Annotated in this window: 16 protein-coding genes and 1 pseudogene; 6 read left to right on the forward strand and 11 right to left on the reverse strand. The window is 70.7% G+C overall.

The features are described 5' to 3' along the window. Positions 1 to 188: 188 nt before the first annotated feature. Positions 189 to 1,055: an alpha/beta hydrolase gene (locus Q0Z83_RS06460; protein ID WP_317792874.1), complete on the reverse strand. Its 867-nt coding sequence runs from the start codon at positions 1,053 to 1,055 to the stop codon at positions 189 to 191. 42 nt (positions 1,056 to 1,097) lie between these two features. Here Q0Z83_RS06460 and Q0Z83_RS06465 point away from each other — a divergent pair, with 42 nt between their 5' ends. Beyond that, positions 1,098 to 1,466: a VOC family protein gene (locus Q0Z83_RS06465; protein ID WP_317792875.1), complete on the forward strand. Its 369-nt coding sequence runs from the start codon at positions 1,098 to 1,100 to the stop codon at positions 1,464 to 1,466. 4 nt (positions 1,467 to 1,470) lie between these two features. Here the strand turns inward: Q0Z83_RS06465 and Q0Z83_RS06470 are convergent, their stop codons facing one another. Continuing rightward, positions 1,471 to 1,926, reverse strand: coding sequence for a hypothetical protein (locus Q0Z83_RS06470; RefSeq protein ID WP_317792876.1), 456 nt, complete (start codon positions 1,924 to 1,926; stop codon positions 1,471 to 1,473). 107 nt (positions 1,927 to 2,033) lie between these two features. On the opposite strand from Q0Z83_RS06470, the gene Q0Z83_RS06475 reads away from it, so the two are divergent. Continuing rightward, positions 2,034 to 2,546 carry a GrpB family protein gene (locus Q0Z83_RS06475; RefSeq protein WP_317792877.1) on the forward strand — a complete coding sequence of 171 codons (513 nt, stop codon included), beginning with the start codon at positions 2,034 to 2,036 and terminating at the stop codon, positions 2,544 to 2,546. Here the strand turns inward: Q0Z83_RS06475 and Q0Z83_RS06480 are convergent. The 7 genes and pseudogenes from Q0Z83_RS06480 to Q0Z83_RS55735 form a co-directional block, all read right to left on the reverse strand. After that, entirely contained in the window at positions 2,497 to 3,063 is a 567-nt protein-coding gene (locus Q0Z83_RS06480) for a GNAT family N-acetyltransferase (protein ID WP_317792878.1), read from the reverse strand. The genes Q0Z83_RS06475 and Q0Z83_RS06480 overlap by 50 nt on opposite strands. A gap of 51 nt (positions 3,064 to 3,114) precedes the next feature. After that, complete coding sequence (locus tag Q0Z83_RS06485) at positions 3,115 to 3,960, reverse strand: helix-turn-helix transcriptional regulator (protein ID WP_317792879.1); 846 nt, start codon at positions 3,958 to 3,960, stop codon at positions 3,115 to 3,117. Between the two features lie 55 nt (positions 3,961 to 4,015). Beyond that, a complete protein-coding gene (locus tag Q0Z83_RS06490) occupies positions 4,016 to 4,633 on the reverse strand; it encodes a 4Fe-4S single cluster domain-containing protein (protein ID WP_317792880.1) in 618 nt (205 codons plus the stop codon). Then, entirely contained in the window at positions 4,611 to 5,315 is a 705-nt protein-coding gene (locus Q0Z83_RS06495; RefSeq protein WP_317792881.1) for a helix-hairpin-helix domain-containing protein, read from the reverse strand. The genes Q0Z83_RS06490 and Q0Z83_RS06495 overlap by 23 nt, the downstream gene beginning before the upstream one ends. Continuing rightward, the gene (locus Q0Z83_RS06500) at positions 5,296 to 5,514 is read right to left on the reverse strand and encodes a DUF2997 domain-containing protein (RefSeq protein WP_317792882.1); all 219 of its coding nucleotides are present in this window, start codon (positions 5,512 to 5,514) and stop codon (positions 5,296 to 5,298) included. The genes Q0Z83_RS06495 and Q0Z83_RS06500 overlap by 20 nt, the downstream gene beginning before the upstream one ends. After that, positions 5,511 to 5,945 carry a hypothetical protein gene (locus tag Q0Z83_RS06505; RefSeq protein WP_317797041.1) on the reverse strand — a complete coding sequence of 145 codons (435 nt, stop codon included), beginning with the start codon at positions 5,943 to 5,945 and terminating at the stop codon, positions 5,511 to 5,513. The genes Q0Z83_RS06500 and Q0Z83_RS06505 overlap by 4 nt, the downstream gene beginning before the upstream one ends. A gap of 47 nt (positions 5,946 to 5,992) precedes the next feature. After that, positions 5,993 to 7,170: pseudogene (locus Q0Z83_RS55735) on the reverse strand (AAA family ATPase). A gap of 556 nt (positions 7,171 to 7,726) precedes the next feature. Here Q0Z83_RS55735 and Q0Z83_RS06520 point away from each other — a divergent pair. The 3 genes from Q0Z83_RS06520 (at position 7,727) to Q0Z83_RS06530 (ending at position 10,241) form a co-directional block, all read left to right on the forward strand. After that, positions 7,727 to 9,274: a S8 family peptidase gene (locus Q0Z83_RS06520; protein ID WP_378078487.1), complete on the forward strand. Its 1,548-nt coding sequence runs from the start codon at positions 7,727 to 7,729 to the stop codon at positions 9,272 to 9,274. 68 nt (positions 9,275 to 9,342) lie between these two features. Further along, positions 9,343 to 9,723: a DUF2203 domain-containing protein gene (locus Q0Z83_RS06525; protein WP_317792885.1), complete on the forward strand. Its 381-nt coding sequence runs from the start codon at positions 9,343 to 9,345 to the stop codon at positions 9,721 to 9,723. Continuing rightward, positions 9,723 to 10,241 (forward strand): GNAT family N-acetyltransferase, encoded by a 519-nt coding sequence (locus Q0Z83_RS06530; protein WP_317792886.1) that lies wholly within the window; start codon positions 9,723 to 9,725, stop codon positions 10,239 to 10,241. Before Q0Z83_RS06525 ends, Q0Z83_RS06530 begins: the two co-directional genes overlap by 1 nt. A gap of 124 nt (positions 10,242 to 10,365) precedes the next feature. On the opposite strand, the gene Q0Z83_RS06535 is transcribed toward Q0Z83_RS06530, so the two are convergent. Continuing rightward, positions 10,366 to 11,424, reverse strand: coding sequence for a proprotein convertase P-domain-containing protein (locus Q0Z83_RS06535; protein WP_317792887.1), 1,059 nt, complete (start codon positions 11,422 to 11,424; stop codon positions 10,366 to 10,368). Between the two features lie 57 nt (positions 11,425 to 11,481). Then, a complete protein-coding gene (locus tag Q0Z83_RS06540) occupies positions 11,482 to 12,276 on the reverse strand; it encodes a carbon-nitrogen hydrolase family protein (RefSeq protein ID WP_317792888.1) in 795 nt (264 codons plus the stop codon). 39 nt (positions 12,277 to 12,315) lie between these two features. On the opposite strand from Q0Z83_RS06540, the gene Q0Z83_RS06545 reads away from it, so the two are divergent. After that, positions 12,316 to 15,399, forward strand: coding sequence for a DUF4132 domain-containing protein (locus Q0Z83_RS06545; protein ID WP_317792889.1), 3,084 nt, complete (start codon positions 12,316 to 12,318; stop codon positions 15,397 to 15,399). Position 15,400: the final 1 nt, after the last annotated feature.

Here is a 15,400-nt window from a genome sequence, read left to right on the forward strand (position 1 = left end):
CCGCGGCCGGGGGTTCACCCGTGTATGCCGCGCCGCGCCGCCCGTGTATGCCGCGCCGCGCCGCCCGTGTATGCCGCGCCGCGCCGCCCGTGCATGCCGCGCCGCCCGTCCGCGCCGCGTCACCCGGGCGGCCCGTCTGCGCCGCGCCGCCCGCAGCCTGACCGACCGTCAGCGCGTCGTCCGGAGGGTCAGGCCGTGGCCAGGAAGTCCAGGATGGCGGCGGCTACCGGGGCAGGAGCCTCCTCCGCCTGGTGATGACCGCTTTCGATCACATGATGGCGAAGCGGACGGGTCAACCACGGTGCCCAGATGGCGGCCGGGTCGCCGTGGATGTCCAGATCGTCCGTCGCGGACTCCAGGAGCATCACCGGGCACTGGACGCGGCGGCCGGCGGCCCGGTCCTCCTCGTCGTGGCGGCGGTCGATACGCAGGTTGGCCCGGTAGTCCTCACACATCCCGTGCACCACCGCCGGGTTCCGCAGCGCCGCCCAGACGTCCTCGTGGTTGCCCTCGCCCATCTCGGCCGGCGGTGGCGTGCGGTACCACCCGTCGGGATCGGCATTGATCACCCGCTCGGCGGGCTTGTCGGTCTGGCCCAGGAACCACCAGTGCCACCAGGCCAGCGCGAACGTCGCATCGGTGCGTTCGAGATGCTCGACCGCGGGGATGCCGTCCATCACGATCAGGTGCGACACCCGGTCCGGGTGGTCCATCGCGGTACGGAACGCGGCCACCGAACCGCGATCGTGCCCGGCCACCGCGAACCTGTCGTGACCCAGGTGCTCCATCAGGCGGACCACGTCGAGCGCCATCGCCCGCTTGCTCGACTGGGCGTGGTCAGGCCGGTCCGGTGGGAGCGTCGATTCTCCGTACCCCCGAAGGTCCGGAGTCACCACGAAGTGGTGAGCGGCGAGGCGGGGCGCGACGTCGTGCCAGGTCGTGTGAGTGCGGGGGTGGCCGTGCAGCAGCACGATCGGGGTGCCGGCACCGCCGTGCCGGACCCGCAGCGTCACCTCGCCGACGTCGACCTGTTCCAGCTGAAATCCGTCGAACACAGGGCCACGTTACCCATCCGGTGATCCTCTATTCTGGTACGCATGTTCGATACGGCGCTGGTGAATCTCTACACCCGTGATATCGACGCGGGTGTCCACTTCTACCGTGACCTGCTCGGATTCGTCGAGACGTTCCGGGCGCCCGAGCACATCGAGTTGCGGCTCGGTGGGTTCACCGTCGGGCTCGGCAGCGTCGAGGCGGCCCGCCGGTTGCACCGCGTCGAGCCCGAGCCAGGGCGGCCGACCATGGTCCTGGTGGTCTGGACCGGCGACGTCGACGAGGCGTTCCGGCGGCTCGTCACCGCCGGTGTCCCGGTGGTCCAGCCGCCGCACGACACCGGCGGCAAGCGCACCGCGCTGCTTCAGGATCCCGACGGCAACCTCGTGGAGATCATCTCCAAGAGCGTCTGAGGGGTCAGACGTTCCCACCCGGACCGGATCCGATCAGCAGGAAGGTGTTGTCCGGCCACGGCGACTCCGGGTCAGGTTTGGACGGCGCGCGCAGGAAGACGATCCGGACCTGGCGGGGCCACCAGTTCGCCGGTTCGGTCCACGTGCACCAGAGCCGTCGGCGGCCACTGTCCGGGCAGTCGCCGGCCTGCTTCCAGCCGTCGAGCCGGCCGGCCACCGCCGACCGCACCTGCTCCCACGTGGTGCCGGCCGGCATCGCGTAGGTGTTCACCTGGGCCGGGCCACGCTCGCTGCGGAGGTCTTGATGCAGTTCGCTGGAGCGCAGGTCGACGACCAGCTCGTAGGCGCCCTCCGGGAGCGTCTCGGTGGCGCCGGCCGGCGGGGCGACGGCGACCGGATCGCCGGCGGTCAGCCAGCGGGTGCCGGTGACGGCCGCCGCGGCGAGGATGATGATGGTCACGGTTCCGATTGCTGCGAGACGAACCCGTCGATCAATCCGCACGAGTCGCAGTCTAGGAAGTTCCGGCCAGAGGGAGGGCGGCGCGTTTGCGGCGAGATCCGATTCGGATGGTGGCTTATCGGGCGGAGTGGGCGGCCGAGTTCGAGCGGGAGCGGGTCCGGGTCGCGGCCGTTCTGGCGCCCTGGGCGGTCGGGGCGGTCGAGCACATCGGGAGCACCGCGGTTCCCGGGCTCGTCGCCAAGCCGATCATCGACATGATGGTCAGCATCACCGACCACCGAGACGGTGCCGCGGTGGGTGCGGCGCTGGCCGGGGTCGGCTGGGTGCACGCCCCCGAGCCGGGAGATGCCGACCGGTGCAAGATGTCGTTCTGCTTCCCCGATCCGCAGTGGCGCAGCCATCACCTGCACGTCTATCAGGTCGGTGATCCGATTCCGCGGACGCTGCTGCGGTTCCGTGACCACTTGCAGGCGCATCCGGAGGACGCCGCCGAGTACGGGCGGATCAAGACGGCGCTGGCCACGGCCGACGAGCATGATCGGCCACGCTATCGGGCGGGGAAGGCGCCGTTCATTCAGTCGGTGCTGGCGCGGGCCACTCGTGGGCCAGGATCGACATGACGGTGGCGTCGATCCAGGCGTCGCCGTCGCGCAGGGCCTGACGCAGCACGCCCTCGGCGACGAAGCCGACCTTCTCGTAGACGTGCCGGGCCCGCGGGTTGTGGGCGTAGACCTCGAGCGCGATGCGGTGCAGGTCCAGTCGCTCGAATCCGTAGCCGACGATCAGGCGGATCGCCTCGGTGCCCAGTCCGCGATCACGGCCGGCCGCCACGAACAGGGTCCGGAAGTTGCAGCTGCGGTTGGCCGGGTCCCACTCGTTGAGGACGACCTCACCGACGCATTCGCCGCTCGCCCGGTCCACCACCGCCAGGTCGAGGCGGTCGTCTTGGGAGTTGCGGGTGCCGTACCAGGCCCGGGTCCGTTCCTCGTCGGGGGCGTCCTCGGGGTGACTTCCGGTCAGGCGGGCCACCTCGGGGTCGGCGATCGCCTCCAGGAAGACCGGCACGTCGGCGTCGGTGAACGGGCGCAGGATCACCCGTTGGCCGGTGAGGACCGGCTTGATCGAGAAATCGGGCATCCGCCGATCCTCCGAGGCGCCGCCTCCGCCGTCAAAGGATTTAGAACGGCTTTAGGACGCGCTCATGCTCTGGGTGCCGATCACGGTGAGCAGCTTGAGCCGGTCGGCGGCGTCGCTGCCGACCGGTGCCGAGTAGGCGACCACCTTCACGTCGCTGCCCGGCGCGGTGAGTACGTCACAGTCGACCACGAACGTACCGACCGACGGATGGTGCACGGTCTTGCTGTTCGACTCGTGGACACCCACCGCTCCGCTGTCCCAGAGCCGGACGAAATCGGGGCTCGCCGACCGCAGCGCGGCCACCAGATCGCGTAGCCCGGGGTCGGCCGGGTAGCGGGCGGTCGCCGCACGCAGGTCGGTGACCAGGATCGCCCGGAACAGCGCGTTCTGCTCGGGGGTGCAGTGGATCCGGCTGGGCATGCCGGTGAACTCCTTCCACGCCACGTTGCGTTCCCGTCCGCGATACATCGACAGATCACCGATCAGGGCGGCGGCCAGCGAGTTCCACTCGATCATGTTCCAGGCAGCGTCACACACGGTGAGCGCGACGCCGTCGAGTTGGTCGAGCAGGCGGCGCACCCCGGGTGGCATGCCGTCCGGGATCCGGCCCGCACCGGGCGCGGTCTGCCCGGCCAGCACGAACAGGTGCTCGCGCTCGGCGGTGGACAGCCGCAACGCCCGGGCCAGCGCCGACAGCACCTGCACCGACGGTGACGTCGCCCGGCCCTGCTCCAACCGCACTACATAGTCGACCGACAGGCCGGCCAGCTGCGCCAACTCCTCGCGCCGCAGCCCGGCGGCGCGGCGTACGCCACCTGCGGGCACGCCCGCGGCCTGCGGTGTGGTGCGGTCCCGCCAGCCCCGCAGCGCCCTGCCCAACTCCCGCGATCCACTCACCCGTCAAGTATGTCGGCGATGCTCCGGGCCGGCCTGGTACTGCCGTTACCACCCTTCATCGCCGCGGGCGGCGCACCGGAAGGCCGTCCAGCAGGGCGTCCAGCGTTTCCGGGTCGGCCCAGCCGTTCAGCGCCACGTCACCCGACGTGGTCACCGTCACCTCCAGGCGGTCCGGGCCGGTGACGTCGCGCAGGCGGTCGGTGAGGTGCACGAACTCCTGGTTCGTCGAGCCCGCCCACGGCCGGTCGTGATCCAGTCGGTCCTGCTCGAACGGGCCCGCGACCAGCAGATCCGTCGCTTCCAGAAGGGCGGCCACATCGCGGTCGCCGCCTTGCAGGTACGGGTAGGCGTACCCGGTGAAGGTCATCACGGTGAGGCCCGCCCGCCGCACGCCGGAGGCGACCGCGGCGAGACCCGCCGCCTGGTCGAAGGGTTCGCCGCCGAGCAGGGTGACGCCGCTGGTGCCGGCCGCGACGACCCGGGCGATCAGATCGGTCGCGCTGGTCGGCGTGCCGCCGCGGGTGGTGAACAGGTGCGGGTTGAAACAGCCGGGGCAGCGGATCGAGCAGCCCTGCACCCAGATCGCGCTGCGCTCGCCGGGCCCCTCGGCGATCGTGCGGTCGACGAACCGGGCGACCCGGACGATCGGGTCAGATGTCGACGATGCGGCCATACGGCAGGTCCGGTTGCGGTGCGGGCGCCGGTGGCCGGCAGGTCAGGCGGTCGCGGACCGCGGCGAACTGGTGTGGCGCCAGCTCGGCCGCGGCGGCGAATTCGGCGACGGTGGCGAAGCCGTTCCGGTCTCGGCGGGCGGCGACGGCGCGAGCGGCCCGTTCCGGTCCGATCGCCGGAAGCGAGGCGAGTTCGTCCAGGTTCGCGGCATTGACGTCAAGCAGCAGCGGTACGGCCGGAGCCGGCTCCCGCAGGGCCGTCTGCACCGCGGGCGGAAGCGGCGATGCCGAGGGCGGAAGCGGCGATGCCGGGGGAGGGGCCGGCGCATAGGCCCATGTCTGCACCCGGCGCCGCTGCTCGGCCAGCCACTGCAGCCAGCTGCTGTTGATCACGACGGCGTGCACCACCGACGCCATCCACGTGCACACCCAGAGCAGGGCCATCAGTGCCGCCGCGTTCGAATCCTCCGGCAGGCTGTCACCGGCGAAGAGGAACACGTTGGCGGCCACGCTGTAGCAGATGCCGGCGATCCACCACCCGGGCCGGCGGGCGCGCAGACCCACATACAGGTAGCCGGCGACACTGGCGCAGCCGAACGAGAGGATCGGCGTCAGCAGCCAGGCGCTGTTCGCCACCTTCCAGGCGCGGGTCGGAGGTGCCGGCTCAGCCGGGGTCCACGTCACGGTTCACCTGCTGGTGCCACGCGGTCTGCTGCTCGCGCGTGTAGTCCGTGGTGTAGGCGCTGTCCTCGACCCGGCCGTCGACCAGGTCCTCCAGCACGGCTATCCAGTCGAGGCAGCGGTCGCCGAGAACGTCGAGGGTCTCGGCGGTGACAGTGCCGTCGGGGTGGACCGTGACCTCGATGCGTGGGCGCTCGGTCATGCCCGCTCCCGGGCGATCTCGAAGACCATCCGCACCGAGGCGTCCGGCTCGACCGTCTCCGACTCCAGGCGCAGCCCGGCCACGGGTGCCTGTTCGCGAAGGCGTTCCAGCACCGCACGCTGGACCCGGCGGCCGTACGCGGCGTCCACCTCGGACACCTTCTGGGTCGCGCCCGCCTCGTCCGTACCGCTGAAATGGGCTGACCAGAGGCCATCGGCCTCGCGGGAGAAGGACGCGGTGATGCCATCCGCCCAGCGGACCGTCGCCGTCTCGTCGGTCCGGCGGACGTCGGCGCCGGTGTCGCGCAGGGCGTCGCCGAGCATGTCGGCGTCGCGCATGCGGGTGCCGACCCGGCAGACACCGTCGGCCCGGCGGTCGGCGGCGGCCTTGATCGCGGCGGCGCCGGCCATCGCCAACGGCACCAGAAGCATCGTCACACTCACCGTGAACCCCCCGTTCCCGTGTGGTGGGTCACACCCTATCGCTCGGACAGTCCCCAGTCCTCGCCGCCGGTGGCGGAGATCGCACGGGTGCCCGCCCACTCGCGGAGGGCGATGATGTGCTCGGCCTGGGTGACGCTCAGCGGCACGATGCTCATCACCGCACCGACCAGGTCGTCCCGGCTCAGCGGCCGCCGCTCGGAGAACGCGTCGAACAGCCCGGTGGTGACCGCCTGTTCGATCTCGGCGCCGGAGTATCCGTCGGTCAGCCCGGCCAGTTCGGTGAGCAGGGCGTCGTCCGGTTCGACCCCGCCTGTCGCCCGCGGGTGACGCAGCGCCCGCCGCAGGTGGACCCGCCAGATCGCGAGCCGCTCGGCCTGATTCGGGAGATCGACGGAGAAGGTCTCGTCGAAGCGCCCCTTGCGGAGCAGTTCGGGCGGCAGGCCGTGGAAGGCGTTGGCGGTCGCGATCACGAAGACCGGGAACCGTTTCTCCTGCATCCAGGTCAGGAAGGTGCCGAACACCCGGGCGCTGGTGCCGGAGTCGGTGCTCCCGGTGCCGGCGAACCCCTTCTCGATCTCGTCGATCCACAGCACGGACGGGCGATGGCCTCGGCGGTCCGTAACGCGGTCCGCATGTTGTGCTCGCTGGACCCGACCACACCGTCGAACACCTTGCCGATGTCGAAACGCAGCAGCGGCATGCTCCACGCCGCGGCCATCGCCTTGGCGGTCAGTGACTTGCCGCAGCCCGGAATGCCGGTGATCAGCACGCCGCGTGGGGCGGGCAGGCCGTAGTCGGCAGCGTCGGTCAGCCACGATCCACGTCGTTTCAGCAGCCAGGACTTCAGCTTGCCCAGGCCGCCGACGTCGTCCAGGCTGAGGTCGGTGGCGACCACCTCCAGGAGACCGGACTTGCGTACCGTCTGGCGTTTCTCGTCGAGCACGATGTCCAGTCCGGACAGATCCAGCACCGGGTTGCCGACCATCGCCCGGGCGTAGGCGTTCTCGGTCTCCTGCATGGTCAGCCCGGCCGCCGCGACCGCGAAGCTCTCCCGGCCCGCCTCGTCGAGCGCCACCCGCAGCCGGCCGCCGGCGGCGTTGGAACTGATCATCGTGTCCAGCAGGGTGCGTCGTTCGGCGGTCCCGGGCAGCGGGAAGTCCACGATCGTGACGTCCTTGGCCAGTTCCACCGGAAGCCGGAACAGCGGCGACATCAGGATCAGCGTGCGCGGATGCCGGCCGGTCCGGAACGTCTCGGCGATGTCCCGTAGCAGCCGGACCGTCTCCGCGTCGTCGAAGTTCGGATGCAGATCACGGAAGACGAACACGGCCGGCTCGTCGACCCGGTGAACCGCGCGCAGCGCGTCGGTGGCCCGCTGGGCGCCGGTGCGGGCCGTCCCGTCCGGTTGGATCAGCCCACCGGTACGCGTCCACGACCACACCGGCCGGGGCACCCGCACCAGATCCGGATGCCCGGCCACCGCACCGATCTTGTGCAGGGCACGCTGCTCCTCGTACGTCTCCAGATAGAGCACCGGAAACCGGGCCTTGAGCAGTTGCGCCAGCGTCTCCGGGAACGACCTCTCCACGCCGCTGAGGGTAGCGGGGCCGGCAAGGGAATCCCCGCTTGTGCCGTTCGGCCGGAATGTGCGGGCATATCACCACCTGAGGACTGACTCGCGATCTACCGGTATCGATCTACCGGTCAGTAGCGTCCGTCGGGAAGCAAGCCGTTGGGGGCGACGGCTCCTACCGAAAGGACCAGGGGACGTGAGACTCCACCGCAAGTCAGCCGGCGTGGCCGCCCTCGCAGTCGGCTCCGCCCTCGCGCTCGGGTTGAGCGCGAACACCCCGGCGCTGGCCGCCGAACCGACCGGGACCATCCGCGAGGCCGGTTCGGCCGACGCCATCGAGGGCAGCTACATCGTCGTGCTCAAGGACGGCGCCACCGAGGCCGGGCTCACCAGGTCGTACGGCGGTGCGGTCAAGCGCAGCTTCGGCAAGGCCGTCAACGGATACGAGGCCGCGCTGACCGAGACGCAGGCCAAACGACTGGCCGCGAACTCGAAGGTCGCCTACGTCGAGCAGAACCAGATCATCCGGCTCGCCGACACCCAGACCAACGCGACCTGGGGCATCGACCGGATCGACCAGGCCGGCCTGCCGCTGTCGACCACCTACACCTACCCGAACACGGCTTCGGGCGTGCACGCGTACATCATCGACACCGGCATCCTGACCACGCACAGCCAGTTCGGCGGGCGCGCGGTCAGCGGCTACGACTTCGTCGACAGCGACAGCAACGCCACCGACTGCAACGGCCACGGCACGCACGTCGCGGGCACCGTCGGCGGCACCACCTACGGCGTGGCGAAGGCCGTGCAGCTGGTCGGCGTGCGGGTCCTCGACTGCGAGGGCGGCGGCACCACGGCCGGCGTCATCTCCGGCATCAACTGGGTGACCAGCAACGCGATCAAGCCCGCGGTGGCCAACATGAGCCTCGGCGGCAGCGCCAGCAGCACCCTCGACACCGCGGTGTCGAACTCGATCGCGGCCGGTGTCACCTACGCCGTCGCGGCCGGCAACGACAACGCCAACGCGTCCAGCTACTCGCCGGCCCGGGTCGCCTCGGCGATCACCGTCGGCGCCACGACCAGCACCGACGCGCGGGCCAGCTACTCCAACTACGGCAGCACGCTGGACATCTTCGCCCCGGGTTCGTCGATCACCTCGGCCTGGTACACCAGTACCTCCGCCACCAGCACGATCAGCGGCACCTCGATGGCCACCCCGCACGTGGCGGGCGCGGCGGCCCTGATCCTGCAGGCCAACCCGTCCTACACCCCGGCCCAGGTGGCCTCGGCTCTGACCGGCGCCGCGGTCAGCGGCAAGGTCACCAGCGCCGGCACCGGCTCGCCGAACCTGCTGCTGCAGGTCGGCTCCGGCGGCACCACCGAGCCGACCCCGACCGGCTGCACCGGCACCAACTCCACGGCGACCGCCATCCCCGACGCCGGGTCCGCGGTGACCAGCACCATCACCATCGCCGGCTGCGGCCGCTCGGCCTCCTCGACCTCCACGGTCGCGGTGAACATCACCCACACCTACCGCGGTGACCTGGTGATCGCCCTGGTCGCACCGGACGGCACCAGCTACAGCCTGAAGGCCAGCAGCAGCTCGGACAGCACCGACAACGTCAACACCACGTACACCGCGAACCTGTCCGGCGAGGCCGCCGACGGCGCCTGGAAGCTGTCGGTCCAGGACGTCTACTCGTCCGACACCGGCACCATCAACAGCTGGACCCTCACGGTCTGACGTCCCCTCCTGATCGGGCCCGGCGGCCTCCGCCGGGCCCGATCAGCACGTTTGGCAGACTCTGCGGCATGGGGTTGTTCACGCTGCCCGAGGCCCGCGCCGAGTTGGCCCGCCTCCGCCCGGTCCTCGACGAGATCGTCACCGTCCGGGCCGACCTGGTGGAACTCTCCGCCGCCCTCACTCCCGGCGGCGCACCCAGCCCGCTCGGCGGCCTGCCCGAGCGCAAAGCCGCCGAGGCCCGCCTCAACGAGCTGATGACGACCGTCCAGGAGACCGGCGCCGAACTCAAGGGCGTCGCCCCGCTCCTGGTCGATTTCCCGGCCACCCTCGACGACATCCCGGTCCTGCTCTGCTGGCTGGAGGGCGACGCCGACATCACCTGGTACCACCGCGCCGACCTCGGCTTCGCCGGTCGCCGCCCGCTCCCACCTTCGGCCAGGGTGAACTGATGACCGTGCCGCCGCTCGACGCCGAGATCGCCTCCGGTCTCCGGCTCCGCACTCTCACCCCCGACGACGCGTCACTGCTGGTCGAGGCCACCGCGACCGAGCCGGGCCGCGCCGTCTGGGGCCCGTATCCGGTCGGCCCCTACACGCCTGCCGAGGCCCGCGAGGCCCTCCAGGCCTGGACCGGCGACCAGACGTCGTTCGCCCTCCTCGACGACACCCGGCTGCTGGCGGCCTTCGGCCTGATGCGCGAAGCCGACGACATCGCCGAACTCGCCTACTGGGTCCCGCCGCCCCATCGCCGCCACGGTTACGCGACCCGCGGCCTGCGTTTCCTGGCGGAGTGGAGCCTGTCGGCGGGCGGGCTCCGCCGGGTCTGGCTGGAGATCGAACCCGCCAACACCGCCTCCCGATCGGTGGCGGACGGCGCGGGCTTCCGCTACGAACGCCGAATCCGCGACCATTGCCGAAATCCGGAAACCGGCGCGCCACACGACTGCCTGATCTATGCAAAACCTTGATTCGGTACGCCCTACTGAAGCTCCGAGCCTGTCCCCGCGACGTATTCCCGGCGCCGGACCGACCAGCGAGCGCCGGGCTGAGGGCGGCCCTCACCGTCACCCCCAACCCCGCTTCCGGTAATCGTCAGAGGGCCAAGGTCCAGGTGTTCAGATAGCCGGTGTCGCCGGAATAGTTGTCCCGCACGCTCAGGCGCCAGGCGCCGTTCGTCGTTTCCGAGGACAGGTTCACCGTGTATGTCGCGGTTATGTCGGCGGAGCTGTCGGTGCTGCTCGCGGATTTGAGGATGTAATAGGTGTTGTCCGGCGCGTACAGATAGATGGAGACGTCGCCGCGGAACGGGTGGACGACCTCGACATAGACCGTCGAGGTCGTCGACGGAGTCGTCTTCGCGCAGCCGGAGATGGTGATCGTGCTCGTCACCGCGGAACCGGCGTCGGGGATCGTGACATCGGTGGCGTTCGTGCCGGTACAGGAGCCGCCGGTGGCCGTGGGCGACGTGGTGGTTCCCGATCCGATGGCCGTCACCACGGTCACCGTGCTGTTCGTGCAGGCGGCCGCATAGGTCGTCAGCGCACTCTTCTCAGCGGTGTCCACGGTCAAGGCCCAACGGGTCTTCACCGCGGTCCATTCGGTGATGTAACGGCAGCGCACGCTCGCCAGGGACGGGACCCATTCGGCCGGATCCTGGTCGCCTTTCGACTGGTTCACGTTGTCGGTCACCGCGACCAGGGCGCGGGCGTCGCCCAGATCGTTGGCGTAGGCCTCACGCTGCGCCGACGTCCAGTTCCGGGAACCGGAATCCCACGACTCGGCCAGCGGGACCATGTGGTCGATGTCCAGGTCGGAAGGGTCGGTCCAGGTGGCGCCGTCGTAATAGGACAGCCATCGGCCGCCGCTCAGTGCACACCCGGAACCGACACTCGGGGTCGTGGTGGCCTCGGTGATCAGAACCTCGTAGCGGGTGTTGCAACCGTCGCCGTCGGCGTCGATCCAATGGTTGAACAGATCGCGGTCGTAGCCGGTGCGGACCTCGGTGGCGACCGGCAGATTCGCGACCATGGTGCGCAGCGGCTGGGAGATCGTCGCGGCGCTGGCCGGTCCGGCGGTCGTCACGACGGCGATCAGAGCTCCGGCCAGGGCGGTCGCGGCCGCGGTGGCCAGTGCAATGCGTTTCCGGATCATGGGGGGTCTCCGGGTTCCTCGGGGGGTTGTCCGGATATTCTCGGCGACCTGTTTCATTTATGAACGCCAATGTGACATGCCAGCTGGGTTATCGCCGCGGTGGTATGTCAGGCCCACCACGTCCTGCCGCCGCTGACCGAGATACCAGGTGCCGGAATCCGTCAGGTCGATCGTGTGCCGCAGGATCCCCGGGCGGCCCATCGGCAACTCGGCGAGCACCTCACCACGCGGCGAGACGATCATGCTGGGGCAGTGCTGGTGCGGGTCGGGGATGTTCGCGGACAGGACGAAGCGCTGGTTCTCGGCCGCCCGGCTGATCAGATGGCTGCGCCAGACACCCTCCGGCTCGCGCGGGTTGGCGGCGTTCGTCAGGTAGGCGAAGAACCGCGCGCCCGCGGCGGCCAGGTGCTGCCACTGCTCCGGGAAACGGATCTCACGGCAGAGCTGCACGGCCACCGTCTCGCCGTCGATCCCGAACGTCGGCAGGTGATCGCCCGGCTCCAGGTGCGGACGTTCGTTCACGGCCAGGTTGATCTTGCGATAGATCCGGGGCTCACGGCCGGGGGAGAGTAGGACGGCGGCGTTGCTCCAGCCCGTCCCGGTCGGGTGGAGCGAGCCGAGGAACACGTGCTGTTCGACGGTGGCGGCCAGGGCGGCCACGGCCTCGCGGATCCGGTCCGGATCCAGCGTCGCCAATGGGGTGAGGTCCTCGGCGTAACCGGAGAGCATGCCCTCGGGGAACACCACCACGTCACCCGGGCGCGACTCGCCCAGGACGTCCCGCACGGTGGCCAGATTGGTTTCGACGTCCCATACCGCGGGGACCTGCGCGATCACGACCGAGAGCTGCACGGACGTAATCTTGTCGTACCCGGTCACTAGGGTGGCCGCATGATCGTGGACGAGGGCACGTGGGGGCTTCCGGAGGACTGGTGGCACGGTCTGCATCCGCGCCGCGGGGGTCGCCCGGTGCCACCGGTGGTGGTGGCCCACGACCCGGAGAAAGTGCGGACCCGTCGCGATCGGATCATGGGACGCCTCGTCGACTATGACGTCGGGCTGCTCGCCACCACCGACGACACCCCGCTCGGGGCCGCGGTGGCCGTCCTGACCACGGGTGACGAGTCGCTCGTCGACACGTGGGTCGCGCGGTCCGGGCTGCCTTTCGTGGTCCAGACGGTCGGCGAGGCCTTCCGGCTGGTCGACTCGGGGGCGCTCTGGCAGTCCCGCAGCGGGGGATATGAGCGGTTGTGGCATGGCGACGACTTCAAACGGGCCTGGGCCGCGGCCCGGTCGGTGCGGCGTCACCTCGCGTCCACGGCCGATGACGTCGACGAGATCCTCGCCGGATTCCGGAGCCGGCCGGTCGGGCGGATCCTCTCCTCCTACCTGATGCCGACCCGCGTCGACTGGGTCGACGCCGACTGTGCGGCCGCCGCGAGCTGGGGCGACGGCCCCGAGGAGTGGGAGTGGGCCGACCATCGGCACCTGCGGGGTGCGCTGGTGCTGTCCGCGAGTCGCGTCGAGCATCTGGATCGGTTGCGGCTCGTGATCACCGGCGAGGTGCTCGGCTACCGGGACATCGGTGTGGTCGCCACCGTGCTCGACGGGGTCGGGCCGTCCGCCGCCACCTGTCTGGCCCAGCCGTTCTACCGAGACCTGTTCCAGCTGCAGGACGATGCCTGGGAGCATCGGGAGCGACTCGGCGAGGCGGCGCTCCGGATCATGGCGGCGACCCCCGACGACGAGGCCATGCGGATCCTGCTGCGGGAAACCCTCGACGGCAGGTCGATCCGGCCGGGGCAGCTGCTGAAATCCGGGGCGCTGAAACGCTATCCCGTTCGGGCCTTGCGGGTGCTCGCCGAGCGTGCCGACGCCGTCTCCCGCGACCTGGCCGGCATGATCCGGCTCGACCGGCCGGAGCTCGGTCCCGAGGCGCTGCGGCTCGGTCCGCCCGCGCCGGAGACGGTCGGCCGTGCCTGGGCCGAGCTGTGCGATCGGCCGAGTGCCTTCGACAGCGCCGACGACCGGAAACGGGCGATCGGTGCGCTGGCCGCGATCCCGACCGAGGAGGCGTTCGGCCTGGTCCTCGACCGGGTGGAGCAGAAATATTACCGGCAGGCACTGCTGGCCGCGGCGAAACGCGCGCCGGAGCGTGCGATGCGGGTGTTCGCGTCCCGTGACACCGACCCGGCGGTGTCGGAGCTGATGCGCGACCACGTGCTGCGGTATCCGGCCGCGCTGTCCGCACTCGATCCGGCCGATCAGGCGCGGGTGAGGGCCATCGTCGGCCCGGTGCCGGGTTCCGGGTTTTCGGGTTCTGAGCTGCCGGGTTCTGGACTGCCGGGTTCTGTGATGCCGGGCGCTGCGCTGCCGGGTTCTGGACCGCCCGGTTCTGGATCGCCTGGTTCGGTGCCGCCGGGTGGGGTGTTCGCTCGGCCGGTCCGTGCGGCCGGGCTGCCGGATTGGCTTGTTCCCGCTCGGCTGCCGGCCGGGCCGCTGTCCCCGGAGGACGTGCGGCGGCTGTGCCGGCTGCTCGCCGCATCACGGGTCGGGGCGCTGAAACCGGAGATCGACCGAGTGCGGCCGCTCGGTGACTTCGCCGGGTTCGCCTGGGAGATCTTCGAGCAGTGGCGGGCCGCCGACTATCCGTCGAAGAACACGCTGGCCATGACGGCGCTGGCGGCGTTCGGTGACGACGGTGCGGTCCGGGCGCTGGCCGCGTTCCTCCCCGAGTGGTCGTCGGTCAGCAGCCGGGTGCGAGCCGTCATGGACGTGTTCGCCGCGATCGGCACCGACGCCGCGCTCACCCAGCTAGACCGGCTCAGCCGCAGCGCGAAAACCGCGGTGGCCCGACAGACGGCCGCCGACCGGCTGGCGTCCGTCGCCCGGGCACGTGGGCTCCGCCCCGAGGAACTGGCCGACCGGATCTTGCCGGACTTCGGCCTCGATTCCGAAGGGCGCATCGAGCTCGACTATGGATCGCGCCGGTTCACCATCGGTTTCGACGAGCAGTTACAGCCGTGGATCGCCGACGAGACCGGGCGGCGCCTGACCCGGCTGCCCAAGCCCACCGATGACGTCTCGGCCGCTGCCCAGCGGTGGTTCGCCGACCTGAAGAAGGAGGCGAAGACGGTCGGGGCCGAGCGGGTCCGGTCCATCGAAGCGGCGATGGTCACCGGGCGGCGATGGACACCCGAGGAGTTCCGCCGATACCTGATCGACCACCCGCTGACCTGGCAGTTGACGCAGCGCCTGCTGTGGGTGGCACTCGCCGACGCCGATCCGGCGTCCAACGACGGTCCGGCCCTCGGCGGTGGGTCGGGCGCTGCCGCCGGCGTTTACGCCGATGCGGGGCTCGGTGGTGGCGGGTCGGGCGCTGCCCCCGCCGGCTCCGCCGGTCCGGGGCTTGGCGGTGGTGGGTCGGGTGCTTCCGCCGGTCCGGGGCTCGGCGGTGGTGGTCGCGCGTCTGATGGTGACGTGGTGGTCGGCGGCGATGTGGTGGCGGTCTTCCGGGTCGCCGAGGATCGGTCGTTTGCGGATCTCGATGACAAGGAGTGGACGCTGCCGGCGGGTGTCACCGTCGGAGTGGCTCATCCGTGGCACTTCGCCGCTGATCAGGCGGCGTGGGCGGCGTTGTTCGTCGACTACGCGATCATTCAGCCGTTTCCGCAGGTGGGACGGGAGTTGACCGGGCGGTCCGAGGTGGAGGTCACGTCGTTCGCCGGGCAGCCGGTCTCGGGGCGGAGGCTGTTCGTGCTCAGCGCGCGAGGGTGGCGGTTCTCCGACGGGCATTCTTCGCTGGTGCGTGACTTTCCCGGCGGGGTGACCGTGGAGATCGACTACTCGCCCGGCTATCACTGGCAGGAGCCGGATGCTCCGCAGAGTTTCGTCGGCGTGAGCGGCCTGGACAGGCTCGGACCGGTCGCGTTCTCCGAGGTGATCCGCGACCTCCGGTACCTGACGAGCCCGTGAC

The sequence above is a fragment of the Actinoplanes sichuanensis genome (genome assembly GCF_033097365.1).
GTDB classification, from domain to species: Bacteria; Actinomycetota; Actinomycetes; order Mycobacteriales; family Micromonosporaceae; genus Actinoplanes; species Actinoplanes sichuanensis.